The 17,207-nt window shown below is 52.3% G+C and carries 18 protein-coding genes; 8 read left to right on the top strand and 10 right to left on the bottom strand.

What is annotated here, in order from left to right; genetic code table 11:
* Nucleotides 1–50: 50 nt before the first annotated feature.
* The 4 genes from AC236I_RS14115 to AC236I_RS14100 all read left to right on the top strand — a co-directional run bounded on the left by AC236I_RS14115 (nt 51) and on the right by AC236I_RS14100 (nt 4,227).
* Nucleotides 51–2,090, top strand: coding sequence for an FUSC family protein (locus AC236I_RS14115; protein WP_044023537.1), 2,040 nt, complete (start codon nt 51–53; stop codon nt 2,088–2,090).
* A complete protein-coding gene (locus AC236I_RS14110; RefSeq protein WP_136342692.1) occupies nt 2,080–2,295 on the top strand; it encodes a DUF1656 domain-containing protein in 216 nt (71 codons plus the stop codon). The genes AC236I_RS14115 and AC236I_RS14110 overlap by 11 nt, the downstream gene beginning before the upstream one ends.
* Nucleotides 2,292–3,155, top strand: a complete 864-nt coding sequence (locus AC236I_RS14105; protein ID WP_118860032.1) for an efflux RND transporter periplasmic adaptor subunit — start codon at nt 2,292–2,294, stop codon at nt 3,153–3,155. The genes AC236I_RS14110 and AC236I_RS14105 overlap by 4 nt, the downstream gene beginning before the upstream one ends.
* A gap of 244 nt (nt 3,156–3,399) precedes the next feature.
* Entirely contained in the window at nt 3,400–4,227 is an 828-nt protein-coding gene (locus tag AC236I_RS14100; RefSeq protein WP_487608525.1) for an aminoglycoside phosphotransferase family protein, read from the top strand.
* A 188-nt stretch (nt 4,228–4,415) separates the two neighbouring features.
* Here AC236I_RS14100 and AC236I_RS14095 read toward each other — a convergent pair whose 3' ends face one another.
* From AC236I_RS14095 to AC236I_RS14055, 9 genes are all read right to left on the bottom strand, one after another.
* Nucleotides 4,416–5,480 (bottom strand): alpha/beta hydrolase, encoded by a 1,065-nt coding sequence (locus AC236I_RS14095; protein WP_065906390.1) that lies wholly within the window; start codon nt 5,478–5,480, stop codon nt 4,416–4,418.
* A 107-nt stretch (nt 5,481–5,587) separates the two neighbouring features.
* Nucleotides 5,588–6,172 (bottom strand): flavodoxin, encoded by a 585-nt coding sequence (locus AC236I_RS14090; RefSeq protein ID WP_136342691.1) that lies wholly within the window; start codon nt 6,170–6,172, stop codon nt 5,588–5,590.
* A gap of 9 nt (nt 6,173–6,181) precedes the next feature.
* Nucleotides 6,182–6,943, bottom strand: a complete 762-nt coding sequence (locus tag AC236I_RS14085) for a carboxymuconolactone decarboxylase family protein (protein ID WP_065906395.1) — start codon at nt 6,941–6,943, stop codon at nt 6,182–6,184.
* Nucleotides 6,921–7,400 carry a (R)-mandelonitrile lyase gene (locus tag AC236I_RS14080; RefSeq protein WP_015584508.1) on the bottom strand — a complete coding sequence of 160 codons (480 nt, stop codon included), beginning with the start codon at nt 7,398–7,400 and terminating at the stop codon, nt 6,921–6,923. The genes AC236I_RS14085 and AC236I_RS14080 overlap by 23 nt, the downstream gene beginning before the upstream one ends.
* Before the next feature lie 107 nt (nt 7,401–7,507).
* A complete protein-coding gene (locus AC236I_RS14075; protein WP_487608524.1) occupies nt 7,508–8,197 on the bottom strand; it encodes a DUF4405 domain-containing protein in 690 nt (229 codons plus the stop codon).
* A gap of 9 nt (nt 8,198–8,206) precedes the next feature.
* The gene (locus AC236I_RS14070) at nt 8,207–8,863 is read right to left on the bottom strand and encodes a flavodoxin (RefSeq protein WP_032717327.1); all 657 of its coding nucleotides are present in this window, start codon (nt 8,861–8,863) and stop codon (nt 8,207–8,209) included.
* A gap of 64 nt (nt 8,864–8,927) precedes the next feature.
* A complete protein-coding gene (locus AC236I_RS14065) occupies nt 8,928–10,397 on the bottom strand; it encodes a heavy metal sensor histidine kinase (RefSeq protein WP_015584505.1) in 1,470 nt (489 codons plus the stop codon).
* A 15-nt stretch (nt 10,398–10,412) separates the two neighbouring features.
* The gene (locus AC236I_RS14060; RefSeq protein ID WP_015584504.1) at nt 10,413–11,093 is read right to left on the bottom strand and encodes a heavy metal response regulator transcription factor; all 681 of its coding nucleotides are present in this window, start codon (nt 11,091–11,093) and stop codon (nt 10,413–10,415) included.
* The gene (locus AC236I_RS14055; protein ID WP_227505873.1) at nt 11,078–11,359 is read right to left on the bottom strand and encodes a hypothetical protein; all 282 of its coding nucleotides are present in this window, start codon (nt 11,357–11,359) and stop codon (nt 11,078–11,080) included. The genes AC236I_RS14060 and AC236I_RS14055 overlap by 16 nt, the downstream gene beginning before the upstream one ends.
* A 250-nt stretch (nt 11,360–11,609) precedes the next feature.
* Between AC236I_RS14055 and AC236I_RS14050 the strand changes: the two genes are divergently transcribed.
* The 4 genes from AC236I_RS14050 to tsaA all read left to right on the top strand — a co-directional run bounded on the left by AC236I_RS14050 (nt 11,610) and on the right by tsaA (nt 16,058).
* Entirely contained in the window at nt 11,610–12,659 is a 1,050-nt protein-coding gene (locus tag AC236I_RS14050; RefSeq protein WP_015584502.1) for an alpha/beta hydrolase, read from the top strand.
* A 431-nt stretch (nt 12,660–13,090) separates the two neighbouring features.
* Nucleotides 13,091–14,362, top strand: a complete 1,272-nt coding sequence (locus AC236I_RS14045) for an MFS transporter (protein WP_071824623.1) — start codon at nt 13,091–13,093, stop codon at nt 14,360–14,362.
* Between the two features lie 4 nt (nt 14,363–14,366).
* On the top strand, nt 14,367–15,242 hold the full coding sequence (locus AC236I_RS14040; protein WP_015584500.1) for a DUF1932 domain-containing protein: 876 nt from the start codon (nt 14,367–14,369) through the stop codon (nt 15,240–15,242).
* A gap of 345 nt (nt 15,243–15,587) precedes the next feature.
* On the top strand, nt 15,588–16,058 hold the full coding sequence (gene tsaA, locus AC236I_RS14035; RefSeq protein WP_015584499.1) for a tRNA (N6-threonylcarbamoyladenosine(37)-N6)-methyltransferase TrmO: 471 nt from the start codon (nt 15,588–15,590) through the stop codon (nt 16,056–16,058).
* A gap of 167 nt (nt 16,059–16,225) precedes the next feature.
* Here tsaA and AC236I_RS14030 read toward each other — a convergent pair whose 3' ends face one another.
* Entirely contained in the window at nt 16,226–17,194 is a 969-nt protein-coding gene (locus AC236I_RS14030) for a threonine dehydratase (RefSeq protein ID WP_032717329.1), read from the bottom strand.
* Nucleotides 17,195–17,207 lie beyond the last annotated feature (13 nt).

The raw sequence follows: 17,207 nt of genomic DNA, 5'->3' as shown, positions 1-17,207 counted from the left end.
GACAGAATAGAGTATTTAAGGGCAGGCGCAAAGCGGGAATAATTCCCGGCATGAGCAAATTAACTCTCCATCACCGCCGCGTTTTGCACGCGATAAGCCGTTGGTCAGGCCGTATAGCCTCTCCCGCACTGCTGAGCGACGCCCATGCGCTGCTCTATTCCGCCAGGAGTTTTGCCGCAGCGATGCTCGCGTATTACATTGCCCTGGCGATTGGCCTTGAACGACCCTCATGGGCCATCATCACCGTCTATATCGTTTCACAAACCTCGGTGGGCGCGTCCTTGAGCAGGAGCCTGTATCGCCTGGCAGGGACCGTGGCCGGCGCGGGGGCCACGGTGTTGATTGTGCCCACGTTTGTGAATATGCCGATTTTATGCAGCGTGATTCTGACAGGTTGGATCATCTTCTGCCTCTATTTATCCCTGCTTGAACGCACGCCCCGCGCCTATGCCTTTGTACTGGCCGGCTACACCGCAAGTCTGATTGGTTTTCCCGCCGTCTCTGACCCTGGCACGGTGTTTAACATTGCCATCATTCGGGTTCAGGAGATCACCATCGGCATCGTCTGCGCCGCGCTGATTCACCGCTACATTTTGCCTACCCGGATATCAGGGCTGTTCAACAGCAAATTAGCGCAGACGCTGCAGGCCGCGCGTCAGCGGCTTGCCGACACCCTTGCAGGCAAGTCCAACGCGCGGTCAGAGCCTCTGCATCTGGCGCTGGCGCTACAGTTCCTGCAGGGCATCAGCCACCATATTCCGTATGATTTTGCCCTTTCGGTTCCGGTCCGTCAGGCCAGGAAAGCGCTCCATGACAGGCTGGCGCGGTTAGTCATTGTGAACGGCGAATTGTGCGATCGGTTACAGGCGATCGCGGAGATGCCCGCCGATATGCAGAGGCTGCTGGATGATGTTCAGGCCTGGCTGACCTGCGACGATACCGGGAAACGCAGAAACTCAGCCGATGCGCTACAACAACGCAGCGCGCAGTTAGCACAGCGGCACGCTGCGCAGGCGCTGACGTTTGAGGATGCGCTGCGGGTAAATTTGTTACGCTATCTTGTTGAGTTGATTACCCTCCTGCAACAGTGTGAGCGTCTTTCGGATGCCATCCACCACGCCAGACCCGCCCCCATGCAGGCGGAAGATCATGCGGCGAAAGGGTATGTTTTCCATCGCGATCCCCTGAGTGCAGCCCGAACGGCGCTGGGCGCTTTTGTCATCATTCTGGGCGGCTGTCTGTTATGGATTTACTCCGCCTGGCCCGATGGCGGCACGGCGGTCTCGATTCTTGGGGTTTGCTGCACGCTGTTTGGCGGTTTCGATACGCCGGCCCCGCATATTGTTAAATACATTATCGGCTCCGTCTGGGGCGTATTGATAAGCCTTATCTATAGCTTCGCGCTGCTTCCTCCGCTCAGCGATTTCCCGGTGCTGGTGGCGGTGCTTGCCCCAGTCTATCTGTTTGCCGGGTCACTGCAGGCGCGGCCGCCCACGACCTTTATGGCGATGGGGATCACCCTGACGCTGCCTGTGCTGTGCGAGCTGGGCGCACACTACAGCGGCGACTTCGCCGACGCGGTCAACACCGCTATCGCCCTGTTTTTCGCGACCGGCTTTGCGGTTATCGGCATGAGTCTGCTGCAAACCGTGCAGGCGGACGCGGCGATAAACCGTCTGCTAAAACTTTGCCAACGCGATATTCGCCGCAGCGTGAACGGGGTGTTTAAAGGCGATGAAACGCACTGGACCAATCTGATGATCGACCGGGCAGCCCTGTTGCTGCCACGCTTGCCGCGCAGCGGGCAGTCATCCGCACGGGCGCTTGAACGCCTGGTACACTTTCTGCGCATTGGCCTCTGTGTGATGCGCCTGCGCCGTGGCGATACGCCCGCAGGCAGTGATATCAACGAGGTGCTTTATCATCTTACCCGCACAACGGAAACCGAAGCCTTACGCGAGCGCGTTGCCGCAATGGCCGCTCTCTGCTTGCCCGCGACAGATGAACAATCAAGCCAGTTTGTCGACAGGCTGGTTGATCTGCACTGCGCGTTACGGACGCAGAACAAGGAACTCACCCATGATAAATGATATCAATATCGGGGGTGTTTTTATCCCCGGACTACTGCTGACCGCGCTCATCGCTCAGGTCTGTACGCTGTTACTCGTGCCGCTTTTCTCTTTCAGCAGGCTTTACCGGCGTTTACCCTTGCGCCCGTTGCTTGATGTCTCAACCTATATTCTGACCTTTTTCCTGCTTTTGCAGGGCCTGACCACACCGGGGTTATTCGCATGAAACCTTTACTCTCTTTGCTGGGTCGTTACGCGCTGACGTTAATCGCAGTGGCGGTGGCGACTTTCGTGGCGTTTATTTTCTGGAAACAGTATGCGCAGACGCCCTGGACTCGCGATGGACGGATTAGGGCAGATGTGGTGCAGATTGCGCCGGATGTTTCCGGGCCGGTGAGCAGCGTGGCTGTCCGCGATAATCAGTGGGTTAACCAGGGCGACGTGCTTTATGCTATCGACCCGCGCTGGCTGAAGCTGGCCGTGCTCAGCGCGCAGGCCGACGTTGAAGCAAAACGTCATGAGATGCTGATGCGCCAGGATGCGGCCAGGCGACGTGCGCTAATCAAAGGCGTCATCTCCGGCGAGGACATCCAGCAAACAGGCAGTGCAGCACGCGTTGCGGCGGCCAATTATCAGGGGGCGCTGGCGGCGCTGGAACTGGCGCAGCTTAATTTATCTCATGCTACCGTGCGCGCTCCGGTTGCCGGCTACGTCACGCATCTTCGGCTTCGCCCGGGCGACTACGCCACCGTGGGAGAGACAAAGGTCGCCGTTGTCGATGCCCGCAGTTTCTGGGTGGTGGGTTATTTTGAAGAGACCAAACTGCGTCATATTCGTATCGGGAACGCCGCACAAATTTCGCTGATGGGGTTCGACCCGCACATCACGGGGCATGTGGAGAGTATTGGCCGGGGGATCGATGATAGCAATGACCAGACGGGCGGGCTTGGGCTGCCGGATGTCAATCCCACCTTCAGCTGGGTGCGACTGGCGCAGCGAGTACCTGTACGTATCCAGTTAGATAAGATACCGGAGGGAATTGAACTCGTGGCAGGATTATCCGCCAGCGTTTCCATTATGCCTTAACAGTTTGTCTCCATCCTGACGGCGGACATTCCGCAAGACCGGTTTACGCGACTCAGGCAGCGATAAATATAGCGTGAGCGACTCACTCTGATACGGCAGATTGCCTGGATACCTGCTTTGTACCAGATGCGGACGTTCTCCATCCCTGGGACAATTTCAGGGAGTATCTGGAGTCATAGGTTAAAATAGTTCGGTTGTATGCCTCAGTCCGCTCGGTGGTAATAAGGATTTTAAAGGAATCGCTATGGATACAGATAAGTTGAGTTTTTGGTTAAATCGTTGGTCACTTATTCCGGATGGGGAGATATTTATCACTCATACATCAACGTTGCTCCCGGTAAAAACAGCAACGCATGGTATTAAAGCTATGTTGAAAGTGACCGATGATGCGGATGAGCAAACCGGAAACGCACTGATGGCATGGTGGGAAGGTAACGGCGCAGCCCAGGTTATGGCTTATGAAAAAGAGGCTATTCTGCTCGCTCGCGCTACAGGAATTGCATCATTGTCAACGATGTCCAAAAATGGTCAAGACAAGGAAGCCTGTCGCATTTTGTGTGCAACTGCGAACAGGCTTCACAGCAAGTCAGATAAACCCTGGCCACAACTTACACCGCTACATCGCTGGTTTTCTTCGCTAGAACCCGCAGCCCTTGAGCATGGAGGTATTCTGGCACATTGCGCCGAGATCGCTCAGCAACTGCTCTCCTCTGGGCAAGATGTCGTGGTATTACATGGTGACTTGCATCACGATAACGTGCTGGATTTCGCATCATATGGTTGGCTGGCCATCGATCCCAAAGGGCTACTCGGCGAACGAGGATTCGACTTTGCTAATATTTTCACCAATCCGGATCTTGGTCATCCTGAGCATTATGTTGCAAGAGTACCGAGTATTTTTAAACAGCGACTTGCGATCGTTACTGAGATAGCGGGAATAAACAGAGAGCGACTTCTGCAGTGGATAATTGCATGGTGCGGGCTCTCAGCGATATGGTCGCTCGAATGCAATGATCGTATATCAGTCCAGGTTGAAATTGCTGAGTTGGCTATTGCTGAACTGGGCGGATGAGATGCAGGCAGCGCCGGGCATCGGAGTCATCATCCCACGTCTCATTTGCTGTGCAATTACCATCTGCAAGTCAGCTCCTCGCTCAAAGCTGACCGCCACGTTCAACACCTTTCCGCCAAAAGTCGTCCATTTTTCATTCTGATGTTTGTATTGAGCCTTCATGAATAAAGGCCCAATACAGCTTCTTTCTACTGCAGATCTTTTTCCTTCAGGAACTGACTCACCAAATCAGCAATCTGCACATTATTTAAATCAGAGAACGGGAAGTGGGTATTACCTTTGATACCTATCTCAGGCAGATGCGTTACCGTGACATCCCCGCCATGCTTGTTCACCGCGTCACGCCACTCGCGAGCCATCGCCAGACGAACGCGCCAGCTGTCCTGTGCCGGCATGGCGACGGGTTTCTCCGGGATGTTATCGCCGTAAATAATCAGAATCGGGATTTTAGTCAGCGCCATAAACTGTTTCAGCGGCACAGGCTCACCCTTCAGCGTGTCGAATGCGCTTGGCATCGGGGCAGGGAGTTCTTGCTCCGGGAAGACAAAGCTGCTGCCAGGCTCGAAGGCAACAATGGCTTTGACCTTATCGTTTTTCATCGCCGTGTACCAGCCCGGTCCGCCACCCTGAGAGTGGGTGAAGAGGATCGCCGGGCCGGATTTATCCACGACAGCGGACATCGCATCGGAGATAACGTTGATATCAAACGGCCCGGTATTGGGGGTCATCTGACGGAAATACTGATTCAGGGCTTCTTTATCGTGTGAGAACTGGACGCCTTTAAAATACTCCGGCCACACGCCGACGCGGAACTGATTAAACCACATCTGCTCATCCGGTTTTGGCGTTACCGTACCTTCTACAGTCGTGCGCCCGGCGCTGCCCCGACGCGGTTGATCGACAAGCCAGGTTGAGAATCCGCGGCGCAGGAAGATGTTCTGGAACCCTTCACGACCATCCGGGGTGCTTTCCCAGGTACGGGAAAACTGACCTGCACCGTGCAGCATGACAATAGAGTATTTATGCGGATTCACCGGGATTTGGTAGAACACGGACGCATGATCGCCATGATAAGTTTGACCAGCAGAATCCAGCGGTTTTTTCGCGTCGAAGGTTCCCGGGGCAGTGATGAGGGTGCCACCGGCAGAAAAGCTTCCTTGTTCCTGAATGACCAATGGCTCGGCATATACCGACTGAGCCACCAGGCCACCCGCCATGACGCAGATGGCCAGCGTTTTTAAAATCGTCTTCAAGATTACATCCTCTGTTATGTTTACCGTTCAATCATATCTGAGTTGTCTGCGTTAATTATTTAGCAGCCTTGATTGCCCTTATTTGGCAGCCTCATGAATGCGGGCGATTAGCCGCGGATGGTTTCTAACCAGCGGTTGACCGTTTCTGTGGTTCTGCGCTCCTGGTCGCATTCAATGACCAGCGGTTTTTCCCGGCGCGCGGTGGGCGCCAGACTGGCAAGGATGTCGTCGCTGTCTCCTTTACCGTAGCCGCCGTGAGTAATGAAGGGGATGAGTAATTTCCCCGCAAGGTTATGGCTGCTGAGAAACGTTTGCACGACGGGGGGGACGCTGGTCCCCCAGATGGGAAAGCCTACGTACACAGTCTCATAGCGTGAGATATCTGCGACGCTATTTTTTAAGGCGGGTTTGACTCCCCGCTCACGCTCATGTTTTGCTTGTTCAACGGTCTGGAAATAGTCTTCCGGATATGGCGTTGCCGGTTCGATTGCCAACAGATCGGTGTTCAGGCTGCGATGAATGACGCCGGCAATCACCCGTGTGTTACCGCTGCGGGAAAAGTACGCCACCAGAATTCGACTTTTACCCTGTATATTTGCATTTCCGGTGGCTGCTGATGACCGCGAGACGTTCGCCAGCGTCAGCCCGGCAAGCGCGGTAAGCAACATTCTGCGGGTGGGATCATGCTCCATAATCAACTCCTAATGGTTGGCGAGCGCCTGTTGCAGCGCCTTTTCAGCTCGCATAGCCGCATCATTTTCGCCATATTCGCGCAGGACCTGCGCCAGCTGGCGCAGCTGCGCTGCCGTCAGGCCGACCCGCATGCTGGCTCGCGTATGCGATAACAGCTGGGCTTCGACGCCCGGAGTGGCCGCTAATGCGCCAACCGTTGCCAGCTCGCGGCTCTGCCAGTCGAGGTTATCGCGGGCGAAAATATCGCCGAACAGATGCGTTTGCAGAAATTGATTAATGACCGGCGCAAAATCAAACAGCGGCCCCTGGACGGGAGCGCCTGAGATTTTGGTCTGGTTTGCGGTACCGACCCGGCGAAGTTCATCCCCGACTGGGATGGTGGCGACCGATTCTTTGCCCTCAACGTCTTCAATACCACGTTGTTTGCGTGCGTCGACGACCTTCATCAGTTCACTGAGCGCATTCAGGCTACGGGGGAAGCCCGTATAGGCATAAAGCTGGACGAGAATCTCTTTGGCTTCGTTTACCGTGAGCCCAGCGTCAAGTCCCTGATTCAGGGCCGTATTCAGCTTCTCCATCTGACTGCTGGCCATCGATGCCGCGATCAACGGGATGGCCTGCTGGCGAGCTGACAGCGTATCTGAAACGGTTTGTTGCTGGTTCATTTCTGAGGCTCCTGTAATGACGGGGGCAGCATTTGCGGTGAGAGCAAAACCAAAAGTCAGCAGTAGCGCTGCCGTTAATGCCTTAATGGGCGTGGTATTGTTCATCTGTCACTTTCTCCATCCAGTTAACGCTTTTGCCATCCACAATCCCGGTTATCGCCAGATGCGTCATTGCACTGCCGGGGGCAGCTCCGTGCCAGTGTTTGACGCCCGCCGGACAAGAGACAACATCGCCAGTGCGGATGACCTGCACCGGCTGGCCTTCTTGCTGGGTGAGCCCGACGCCAGAGGTCACGATCAGCCGCTGACCTGCCGGATGCGTATGCCAGGCGGAGCGGGCACCAGGTTCAAAGGTGACATAAGCCGCGGAAACCCGGATGTCGTTATCCGCCTTGAACAGGGGATCGACCCGAACGCGACCGGTAAAGTTCTCCGCTGGCCCATACACCGCGATCTGGCTCCCGGCGGGGGCGATATGGACAGCGGAATGTTGTGCCGCTGCCGAGGATGAAAAAGTGAAGAGGGGCAGTAACAGCCCGAGGTAACGTAAATGTCCGATCATGCAAAGCGTCCTTATCTACGATGAGGGGGATGGTCTGCAATGATTGTAATAAGGGTGGCATGTCGTCAGGCTGACGCCCCCCTGACAATGATGTCAGTTAAGCTCTATTAGGGTGACACCGCTTTATACTTCCTGAAAATAAAGCACCAAAGCAAAAACCGTGTCATTAATGCAAATAAAACAATAATGGCCAGGTAGCGCAAATAAAACAGAAGGGTAGATTCGTCGTAGTCGAAAAAGGAGAAATCCACCTTCATCAGCAAATAGTCGAGATAGTTCTGATTCAGAAGCCAGTACAACCCCAGTAACGCAATAATCGAAAAAATCCCCGGCATAATGACATTGGCAAAGCGTGAGTCGTCGGAGATGTTCAGGATCCGGCAGAAAAACGTTGCCAGCATTTTCCAGTGCAGCCCAATATGCAGTGCCAGAATGAGCATACCCCAGTGGACCGACGTCATGTGTATTTTTCTGACCCAGCTTGCCGGGTTGTGGAACGGCAGGTCCAGAAGGATATGTCGGGACAGCATCATGCCAGAGACAATCGCGGTCAGAATAACAACGAATGTCACCACATTAATGGCTCTGTTAACTATCCGCATCGATAACGGAATTTTCATCGACAATAACCACAAGCGCCGCCTGTTAAGATATAAATGCAAAATGATGAGCAGCGTAAAAATAATACTCGCCCATTCATGAATGATTTCACCCTGAAGGTGAAACCCCATCAGCACCAGCAGAAGTAACGTCATGAGCGTATCCTGCATGACCTGGAAAATATAAATTTTCTTCATGTCGATGGCTTAACGCGGTGGCTGGACTTGTTTGACCCATTGCTCAACTTGCGTGGGTACGTCAGGATCTGCAATATCGTTGCGTGAGATCGAGAGCGCGCGAGTGACTAATTTGGCCTGGGGCTGCATGCGGGCAATTTCTCGCAGGGAGTCGGCTAACCGGCTGCCTCCATGGGTGGTAAAGGGAATGACCGTTTTACCGGCAAAATCATTTTGCTCAAAAAGGCTATAAATCACCATGGGCATGGTGTACCACCAGATGGGGTAGCCGACGTAAATGGTGTCGTAATCGCTGAGTGCGGGGAGCGGCGTTTTTAGCGCGGGCCTGGCTTTAGTTTGCTGCTCCTTTTCGGCAACGCGTAACAGCGCGTCATGCTGGCGAGGGTAGGCGGTGGTTGTTTCAATGCGAAACAAATCGCCGTGAGTCTGTTTCTGCACCAGCTGCGCAATAAACTGCGTGCTGCCGGTCTCTGGGGTATTTTTTTGTAATACGCTGGCCCCGGAAAAACCATCCACGGCATCAGGTTTCATCTCCTCGGGTTGTGAAAAGTAGATAATCAGCGTGCGGGACTGAGCAGATGAATTCTCTGATGCGGACGCGGGCTGTCCCAGAAGCCCCGTGAAAATTATCGCCAGAAACCCGCTAAATACCTTGTTTATTCTCACTGTTTCATTCCTTCCATCAGCAGTGGTTAGTCTTAGCGGTGATTCTGGCGCAGGCAACCTGACATCAGACTGACGGCCCTCTGACAATTTCGTCAGAGGGCTTAGCGTGCGGACGTCCCGATGTTGTCTCTGAAATCAGTCTCTCTGTTCGGATAGCGTCGGGTTGTTTAGCAAACGTCAGTCCAAATGTATTGATGCCACCTTCACTACGGGCAAAGACATCTCCCCGGTGCATAATGGCGACGGCACGCACGATCGACAGCCCCAGCCCATGATGGGTATCACTCCTGGCTCGGGAGGTGTCGACACGATAAAACCGTTCAAAAAGCCGATGTAAATGCTCCGGTGCTATCGGATCGCCTGGGTTTGAAACTTCAACACAGGCTTGATTATCCTTTTCGCTGAGTCGCACGGTGACCGCACTGTTCGATGGCGAATGCCGGGCGCTGTTTTCCAGTAAATTGGCCAGTGAGCGGTGGAACAGCCGCCGGTCGATGTGCGCGCTGACATCGCCCTCAACATCCAGAGAAAGCTGTTTTTCAGCAAAGGAGGGCTCAACATACTCCGCGGTTTTCAGGGTTTCTTCTCGCAGGGAGACCCGGGTAAGCTGGGAAGCATGTTCACCTGCGTGAGCGTGGGACAGGAACAGCATGTCGTTCACAATTGACGTCATGCGCTCCAGCTCCTCGAGATTTGAACCCAGCAACTCTTCCAGTTCATCAGGCGAGCGTCGGCGCGAGAGACCCAGCTGCGTCTGACCAATCAGGTTGGTCAGCGGTGTGCGGAGCTCATGGGCAACATCGGCGTTAAAGCTTTCAAGCTGTCGCCAGGCGACCTCCTGACGCGCTAATACGCCGTTAAACGATGAGGCTAACTGCTGTAGTTCTTCGGGCAATGCGCGGGTATCCAGGCGTTGGCCATGGTCCACCGGGGCGAGATGTTGTGCCTGTTTACTGAGCATTCCCACCGGACGCAGACCAATCCTTGAAACGACGTATCCCAGCAGGGCGACGATCGCTACGCCCAGCGCGGCAATAATCAGCAGCGTACGCGTGAAGGCATTCAGTGTGCCCATATACGGCGTGGAGTCGATGGCAACCACGTAGCGCAGCTCAGGCCTTTCACCGTTGGCGGGGATGGTTTTCACTAACAGGAACAGTGAACATGCCCCTTCCGCTGCGCCGGGCACTTGATTAAACCCCTCCCGTAAAGCAGACCACTGGACTCCCAGCGGCGGCGTTCCCCCTATACTAAAGCGCGGATCGTCGCTCACTATCCAGTAGCGAACGCGCTCACCTTCAGAATTGGTTAACAGGGTAAATTTACTGGTAAGCGTCGACCAGCCGTCAGCCGAGGTCCGCGCGGTGATCCATGGACTCATCAATGATTCCCGGAATAACAGCTCGTTGTGCATCTGCTTTTGCAGAGAGTCATGCAGAGAGCTTCTTAGCAGGATACCGATAACGGACACGATCAGCAGCGCGGATAGGGCGAACATCAGCGCCAGGTGGACTGAGATGGAGCGCTTAAGCATGCTTATCCCCTTCATTTATTCAGCGCGGACTTCAAGGACGTACCCCATACCACGAACGGTATGAAGTAGCTTGATGTCGAACGGGGCATCCACTTTGGCGCGCAGACGTTTAATGGCGACTTCAACCACGTTGGCATCGCTGTCAAAATTCATGTCCCATACCTGCTCAGCAATCATCATCTTGGACAGAATTTCTCCCTGATGGCGGGAGAGAAGGCTCAGCAGGGAAAACTCTTTTGCGGTCAGTTCCAGTCGCGTTCCGGCGCGAAATACCCGGCGAGCCAGTAAGTCGAGATGCAGATCGTGAATGTGCAGCTGGGTGATGTCTGCACCGTCCACAGAGCGGCGGCGCACCAGGGCCTGAATACGCGCCACCAGCTCAATAAGTGAAAAGGGCTTGGGGAGATAATCATCAGCGCCAAGGCGAAGTCCTTTGACCCGTTCGTCGACCGATCCCCGTGCAGAGAGCATCAGCACCGGCGTCTGTTTGACGGCTCGTACCCCCTCGAGTACCCGGTAGCCATCCATCCCCGGCAGCATCACATCCAGGATGATGGCGTCGTAGTCAAACTCCAGCGCGTAATGAAGGCCCTCAGCGCCATCGGCAGAGATATCGACCGTAAATCCGGACTCACCCAGCGCACGGCTGAGATAGGTTGACGTTTTTTCTTCATCTTCGACTAACAACAGGCGCATAACGGAACTTCCTCTAAGCTTTTCAACGGTGCTTCAATATCTGAATAGATCTGTCCGGCATCCGGCAGACGTTGCCCCTGGATAGTCAGGGTTGCCAGTGAGCGGGTAAGCGCGGTCAGCGATACGCCGGCCGCCGCTCTATTTTGTCGCATAGGGTCTTTATTTGTTGCCGATACATGGGGAATCAGCAAGGTGGCGGCAATGCTCGCCCTGGCGACTAATCGCTTACGTCGCTCTGGTCGTGTTGAGGCGTTTTGGCGTTTCATCGATCGCTCCTTTGCTCGGAAAATTGAACATGAATCTCATCTAACCGAGACCATTCTGCGCCTTGATAGCCAACATAAAGCTGACGCTTACCTGACAGCGCTGTCAGGAACAGGTTCTCATCCCGGTCCGCTTCCTGACAAAAATGTTATTCCTCGGTCACGCTGCTGACAGCCCTTTCTCCCTAACCTGAGGCTGCAAATTGAATTCCGCGAGCCTGGATAACCAGGCTGATACTCATCGGGAGAGACCATGAAATTGATGCTTATAAGCGCCATGCTGCTGACGGCTGTCGCCGGAGTGACCTCAGTCAAGGCGGCTGATTACAAGAAAAATCCGTTCACCCTCGTTTATGACGGTGCCATTACTGAAAATATCAAAGGTAAGGTCAACATTCATCCGGTGAAATACGATCTGCACGGCATCCAGATTGCTGCGAATGTCTATACGCCAGCTCACTACGATCCCGCCCAAAAATACCCTGCGGTGGTGGTCGCACACCCTAATGGCGGCGTAAAAGAGCAGGTCGCGGGTTTGTATGCCCAACGTCTCGCTGAGCAGGGGTACATCACGATTACCGCCGACGCGGCTTATCAGGGCGCTAGCGGCGGGATGCCTCGTAGCGTGGATAAACCGGCAAATCGTATTGAGGATATCCACGGTATGGCGGATTACATCAGCCAATATCCTGGGGTCGATACCGCACGCCTCGGTCTGCTGGGTATTTGCGGAGGTGGCGGGTATTCACTGGCTGCCGCCGAGACGGATAAACGATTCAAATCGATTGCAACCATCAGCATGTTTAATTCAGGGCTTGTACGCCGCAATGGTTTTCAGAATTCACAGCTGGATACTATCCAGCAGCGGCTTCAGCAGGCTTCTGACGCCCGTGCTCAGGAAGCTGCCGGAGGCGAAGTGCTTTACTCCGGCGATGCAAATCTGACGGATGAACAGATCGCTAAATTACCTTTTGCCCTCTATCGACAGGGCTACGAGTACTACTGGAAAACCCATGCCCACCCGAACTCAACGTTTAAATACACCACCAGCAGCCTGTTGGATTTGATGAGCTTTGACGTGACGGACCATATCAATCTCATAAATAAACCGCTGCTGATGATTGCCGGTTCAAAAGCGGATACGCTCTATATGACTGAAGATGCGTTCGCGAAAGCGACCGGTACGCAGGATAAAGAACTGTTCCTGATCGATGGCGCTACTCATATCGAAACATATTGGGTTCCTAAATACGTTGACCAGGCCATGCAAAAGTTAGACGTCTTCTTCAATAAGCATATTTAGTTCGCCTCCGATGCCCCCGGCCGCACAGGCTGGGGTATATCCTCTGCTTGTGGCCAAATTCAGTGTGTTACTACAGGAGATCGAGTTTTGGCGCTGGCGTTTTGCCTTCTGCGGGATACTTACAACAGTATTACTTTACGTTATCTTCACACTTTCATCATAGTGTTTAGGGTTTTTTATTGTTAACTACATTTATTACCTTATTTATAGATGGATTTTTTCGTAACAATATACAAAGTGAAGGACTCACAGAATAAAACGATTTTCTAAGCCATCGTTGGTATTTTCATGGTTACTTTTATTGATACCCATAGAGGTGAAAACGGGCGTCGCTAGCACAAACAAGGGATCGGGGCCAGGGGACTCGCGGTAGTATCAATCGCTACACTCGTGACCCAGCCGAAATTCAACTTATAAGGTTCATGTTGTGTATGTGTAGATTAACGCGTGTTCACTATGCCTGGTATGTTGCTTTTGCCTGTTTGGCTATATCGTCTATCCGTGCCGGAATCGGTTTCCAGACCATGGGTTTCATTATAAATCCGGCCCGGGAAGAGCTTGGATGGTCCAATACTCAAATTACAGGGGTCATCGCATTCAGAGAGCTGATCGCAGGCGCTATCGCCCCTCTTGTCGGCTGGTTAGTTGATCGACGGGGGCCAGGAATTATTATAGTGGTTGGCGCTATTCTTGTTGGCTTCTCCCTCAGTGTGGTCTCTTTCACACAAACTTTCTGGCAGTTCGCGCTTATTTTTGGCGTAATCGGCGGTATCGGAGTTGCGGGCCTGTCTAACGCATTAGTGTTTCCTCTGATTGCCAAATGGTTTACGACGCAGCGCGGGCGTGCGACCGGTCTGGTATCATCTGGCGCCAACCTCGGCGGCATATTGCTGTCACCCGTTATCATTTGGCTGTTGTCTATTTCCGACTGGCGCTCTACCTGGTTCTTGCTTGGTTTTCTGCCCATTCTCTTTCTGGTGCCACTGGCTCTCTTTGTTCTACGTCGCGAGCCAGCGGATATGAACCTTCTGCCGCTCGGCGAAGAGCAGGGTAGCGCATTTGCTCAAGAAAAAAGCGGGGGGGAGCGTCCTGATCTTACATTGACAGAAGCCATTCGCTCGCCTGGTTTCTGGTGTCTTATCGTCGGCTGGAATCTCAGCGATTTTGTCTTGAAAGGCGTCTTGTTACATAAGGTTCCGGCGGCAGAATCGCTTGGCTTTACAACCGCCGAGGCAGGTAGTGTGATCTTGACCTATGGCGCTTTTGCGATCCTGGGTAAATTATTAACGGGTTTCATTGTAGAGCAAGTTTCAGCGAAATGGGTTGTTCTCAGCCTCTCTGTATTTCAGGCAATAGGTCTCATCCTCTTCATCACCGCGGGGAATATTTGGCAACTGCAGTTAGGCTATGGTGTCTTGAGCGGTTTATCTGCAGGAGGGCTGATCATGATGATGCCGTTTCTTCTCGCTTCGTTATTCGGGCGCAAGAATCAAGGCGTTATTATGGGGGTCGTTACGCCCTTAGTCATGATCTCAGGTATCGGTGGACCGTTATTGGCAGCGCTGCTGTTCGATATCACGGGTAGCTATATATTTGCCTTCGAGATTTACGCGGCGATTGCCGTTTTCGGTGGTCTGGCTCTTCTGGGTGCCTGTATTACCCCCACGAATAACACCAAATCCTTAAATCTATACAGGAGGTAATATCATGTCGACGATCGCTATTCTCTATCCGGGCCAAATGGGCAGGGCTTTTGCTGCATTGCTGCGGGCGGCTGGCCATGAAACGATCAGTCCGATGGGTTGCCGTAGCGAGAAAACCCAAAAATCGGCACGGGAGATCGGGATAGGCATGCGCGACAGCATGGCCGATGCTGTTGTTGAAAGTGACCTGATTTTGTCGCTGGTCCCCCCATCGGCTGTCGTCGAGGTGGCACATCAAGCAATTCGTGCCTGCCGAGAAAAGAATGCTATGCCCGTATTTATCGATCTGAATGCAAAGACCCCTGCGGATGCAGAGTACTTGAGCAGGGTTTTCGACCAGGCTTCATTGCCTTTTTGCAATGCTTGTATTATCGGGCGCGCCTCACATTTGGGCGAAGAAGGACGAATTTATGTCAGTGGTCCAGACACAATGCCGATAGAAAAATTATTTAAAGGTATATTGCCGGTGATTCGACTTGGCGATGAAATCGTCCAGGCATCAATTTTCAAAATGGTTTTTGCAGGTTTCAACAAGGCTGTTACTGCTGCCTTGTTTGAAACGGCTAATACTGCCAATGCTTTTGATGTTACCGATCCTCTGTTCGAGCTGCTTGAGTATCATCTGGGAAGCACATTGTCTGATTTACGAAAGCTGGTTCCAACCTATCCGCACCATATCACGCGTAGGGCAGAAGAGATGGAGGCGTTGGCACAGATGTTGAGTGACAGCCGGTTACCGAACAAGATTGCATTGGCTGCCGGGGTAACATTCCGTAGTCTTGGCTCCAGCGATTGCTGGTCTGGGGCTGAAACCTCACCTCAATTCATGGAGTTGTTATTGAATACTAACTATCGGGTCACATCTGGCAAGATAGTGTAATTGCTAAGCCCACTTTTTGTGGTTTCGACTCGTTTGGGCGCGTGAGCCATATTTGTATCGTTTTATCCGTCACAGCATGACAGATCACACACCGTATTCTGATCACATCATTGGCGCTGTAAGCATCCCGGCTTTAGTTCCACGCATCTTTTGAGCTTGACCCCGGCGTCAGAAACGGAGGCGCGATAAGTTACGGAACAGCCCGTTTCACTCGATGAATAACATTTACCTTTAAAGTATGATTTTTCTGTTGCATCGACTTAATAGTTAATTCAGGATGGTTTTTGTCGTCGACGGCTACTGTGAATATAAAATGGTGGAAATATTGACGCTAAGGAATTGTATATGCAAGAAATTAATCTGCACGCAATAGGTATAATTACTTTAATGGATGATAAAGTAAATGTTATCCTGCATCCTCCTTACCGGGATGGATTAAAAGGAATAGAAGGGCATAGTCATGTCAGTCTATTATGGTGGTGTGATGGTTGCGATGATAAATCGTCTCGCCAGACTATTATTACATCAACGCCTTATACTGAAGATGAAATGGGCGTATTTGCCACTCGCTCGCCGCAAAGACCGAATCCCATAGCGATTACAACAACAGAGGTATTGCATGTTGATTTAAACGCCGGATTGCTCATTGTATCCTGGATTGATGCGGAAAATGGTAGTCCAGTTATCGATATTAAACCTTACATTCCCAGTTTAGATCGTGTGGAAAATCCAATAACCCCTGAGTATTTATCTAACTGGCCCAGTTCTTTAGAAAAGTCTGCTGATTTTGACTGGTCTTCAGTTTTTAATTATTGATAAAGCCACAAAATTAGATTTTACTTGCAAGTCTCTTCCATGAGCGATCCTGAAAGTTTTACCCGGAATATTTTGTATCAGTAAACAGCCTATATTGGGTAAGTCAGGGTTAGCTGACAAGATGGCTCATGTAGGTATAGTGAATGAACGAGGGCTTATCCCTGCCTCTATGGGGTGGGGATCTGCTGCTGCAAAATACTGGCATAGAGGGGGCGATCAATATTGGCTCCGCTCAGTATTACGGCCACTTTTTTGTTTTTCTGTAATCGGCGTTCCTTTATTAATCCCGCGAGGCCAGCGGCTCCTGCTCCTTCAGCCATATTATGCGTATCTTCATGATAGATGCGAATGGCATGGCAAACTTCATCATCGGTGACCCTGATAATGCGCTCTGCACCGCGCTGAATCATGGCAAATGATTCAGCCAGAGGCATACGACAGGCAAGGCCATCGGCCATGGTATCGGCGCTTAGCGTCGTGATAATTTTCCCTTGTTCAAAGCTTTGTGCGAATGCGTCAGCCTGGTCAGAGACAATACCTACTATTTTTGTCTTTAGACCAAGCAAATCCCGGGTTTGTATTAAACCACAGATGCCTGAACCCATTCCGACCGGTACATAAACGGTATCCAACTCAGCCACGGCATTAAAGAGTTCCAGCGCGTAGGTTGCAACGCCAAGGATAAGGTCTTTATGAAATGCGGGAACAAAGTAAAGCCCCCTTTGTTGCGCTATCTCAGCGGCTTTAGCGCGCGCTTCATCAAAATCAACACCGTATTCGATGATTTGTCCGCCCAGCGCCTGCATGGCGGCATTTTTTTCACGGGAATTACCCTTTGGTACAACCAGGTAGCAGGGCAATCCCGCTTTTGTCGCCGCCAGAGCCAGGCTTTGTCCGTGGTTCCCTCGTGTTGCGGTAATGATACCGTTAATATTAGGTTCCCGTTTTAATAAACAGTTAATAAAAATGATCCCGCCTCTTATTTTAAAAGCGCCGGTTGGTGTATGATTTTCATGTTTAACCCATACTTCGCAATTTAAACGTTTACTCAATAAAGGCCATGTATATTGTGGCGTAGCTGGCATAACATGGTATACCGCGCTGGCTGAGGCGCGTAGTTCATCTATATTAAACATAGTTGACACTCTC

Source organism: Klebsiella sp. Sb-30, assembly GCF_057652795.1.
This window is presented reverse-complemented; position numbering and strand designations above follow the sequence as displayed.

Excerpts from the sequence above, each read along its gene's own strand:
- AC236I_RS14115 (WP_044023537.1), top strand. The coding sequence starts at position 51 with ATGAGCAAATTAACTCTCCATCACCGCCGCGTTTTGCACGCGATAAGC.
- AC236I_RS14110 (WP_136342692.1), top strand. The coding sequence starts at position 2,080 with ATGATAAATGATATCAATATCGGGGGTGTTTTTATCCCCGGACTACTG.
- AC236I_RS14105 (WP_118860032.1), top strand. The coding sequence starts at position 2,292 with ATGAAACCTTTACTCTCTTTGCTGGGTCGTTACGCGCTGACGTTAATC.
- AC236I_RS14100 (WP_487608525.1), top strand. The coding sequence starts at position 3,400 with ATGGATACAGATAAGTTGAGTTTTTGGTTAAATCGTTGGTCACTTATT.
- AC236I_RS14090 (WP_136342691.1), bottom strand. The coding sequence starts at position 6,172 with ATGGAGCATGATCCCACCCGCAGAATGTTGCTTACCGCGCTTGCCGGG.
- AC236I_RS14085 (WP_065906395.1), bottom strand. The coding sequence starts at position 6,943 with ATGAACAATACCACGCCCATTAAGGCATTAACGGCAGCGCTACTGCTG.
- AC236I_RS14080 (WP_015584508.1), bottom strand. The coding sequence starts at position 7,400 with ATGATCGGACATTTACGTTACCTCGGGCTGTTACTGCCCCTCTTCACT.
- AC236I_RS14075 (WP_487608524.1), bottom strand. The coding sequence starts at position 8,197 with ATGAAGAAAATTTATATTTTCCAGGTCATGCAGGATACGCTCATGACG.
- AC236I_RS14065 (WP_015584505.1), bottom strand. The coding sequence starts at position 10,397 with ATGCTTAAGCGCTCCATCTCAGTCCACCTGGCGCTGATGTTCGCCCTA.
- AC236I_RS14060 (WP_015584504.1), bottom strand. The coding sequence starts at position 11,093 with ATGCGCCTGTTGTTAGTCGAAGATGAAGAAAAAACGTCAACCTATCTC.
- AC236I_RS14055 (WP_227505873.1), bottom strand. The coding sequence starts at position 11,359 with ATGAAACGCCAAAACGCCTCAACACGACCAGAGCGACGTAAGCGATTA.
- AC236I_RS14050 (WP_015584502.1), top strand. The coding sequence starts at position 11,610 with ATGAAATTGATGCTTATAAGCGCCATGCTGCTGACGGCTGTCGCCGGA.
- AC236I_RS14045 (WP_071824623.1), top strand. The coding sequence starts at position 13,091 with ATGTGTAGATTAACGCGTGTTCACTATGCCTGGTATGTTGCTTTTGCC.
- AC236I_RS14040 (WP_015584500.1), top strand. The coding sequence starts at position 14,367 with ATGTCGACGATCGCTATTCTCTATCCGGGCCAAATGGGCAGGGCTTTT.
- tsaA (WP_015584499.1), top strand. The coding sequence starts at position 15,588 with ATGCAAGAAATTAATCTGCACGCAATAGGTATAATTACTTTAATGGAT.
- AC236I_RS14030 (WP_032717329.1), bottom strand. The coding sequence starts at position 17,194 with ATGTTTAATATAGATGAACTACGCGCCTCAGCCAGCGCGGTATACCAT.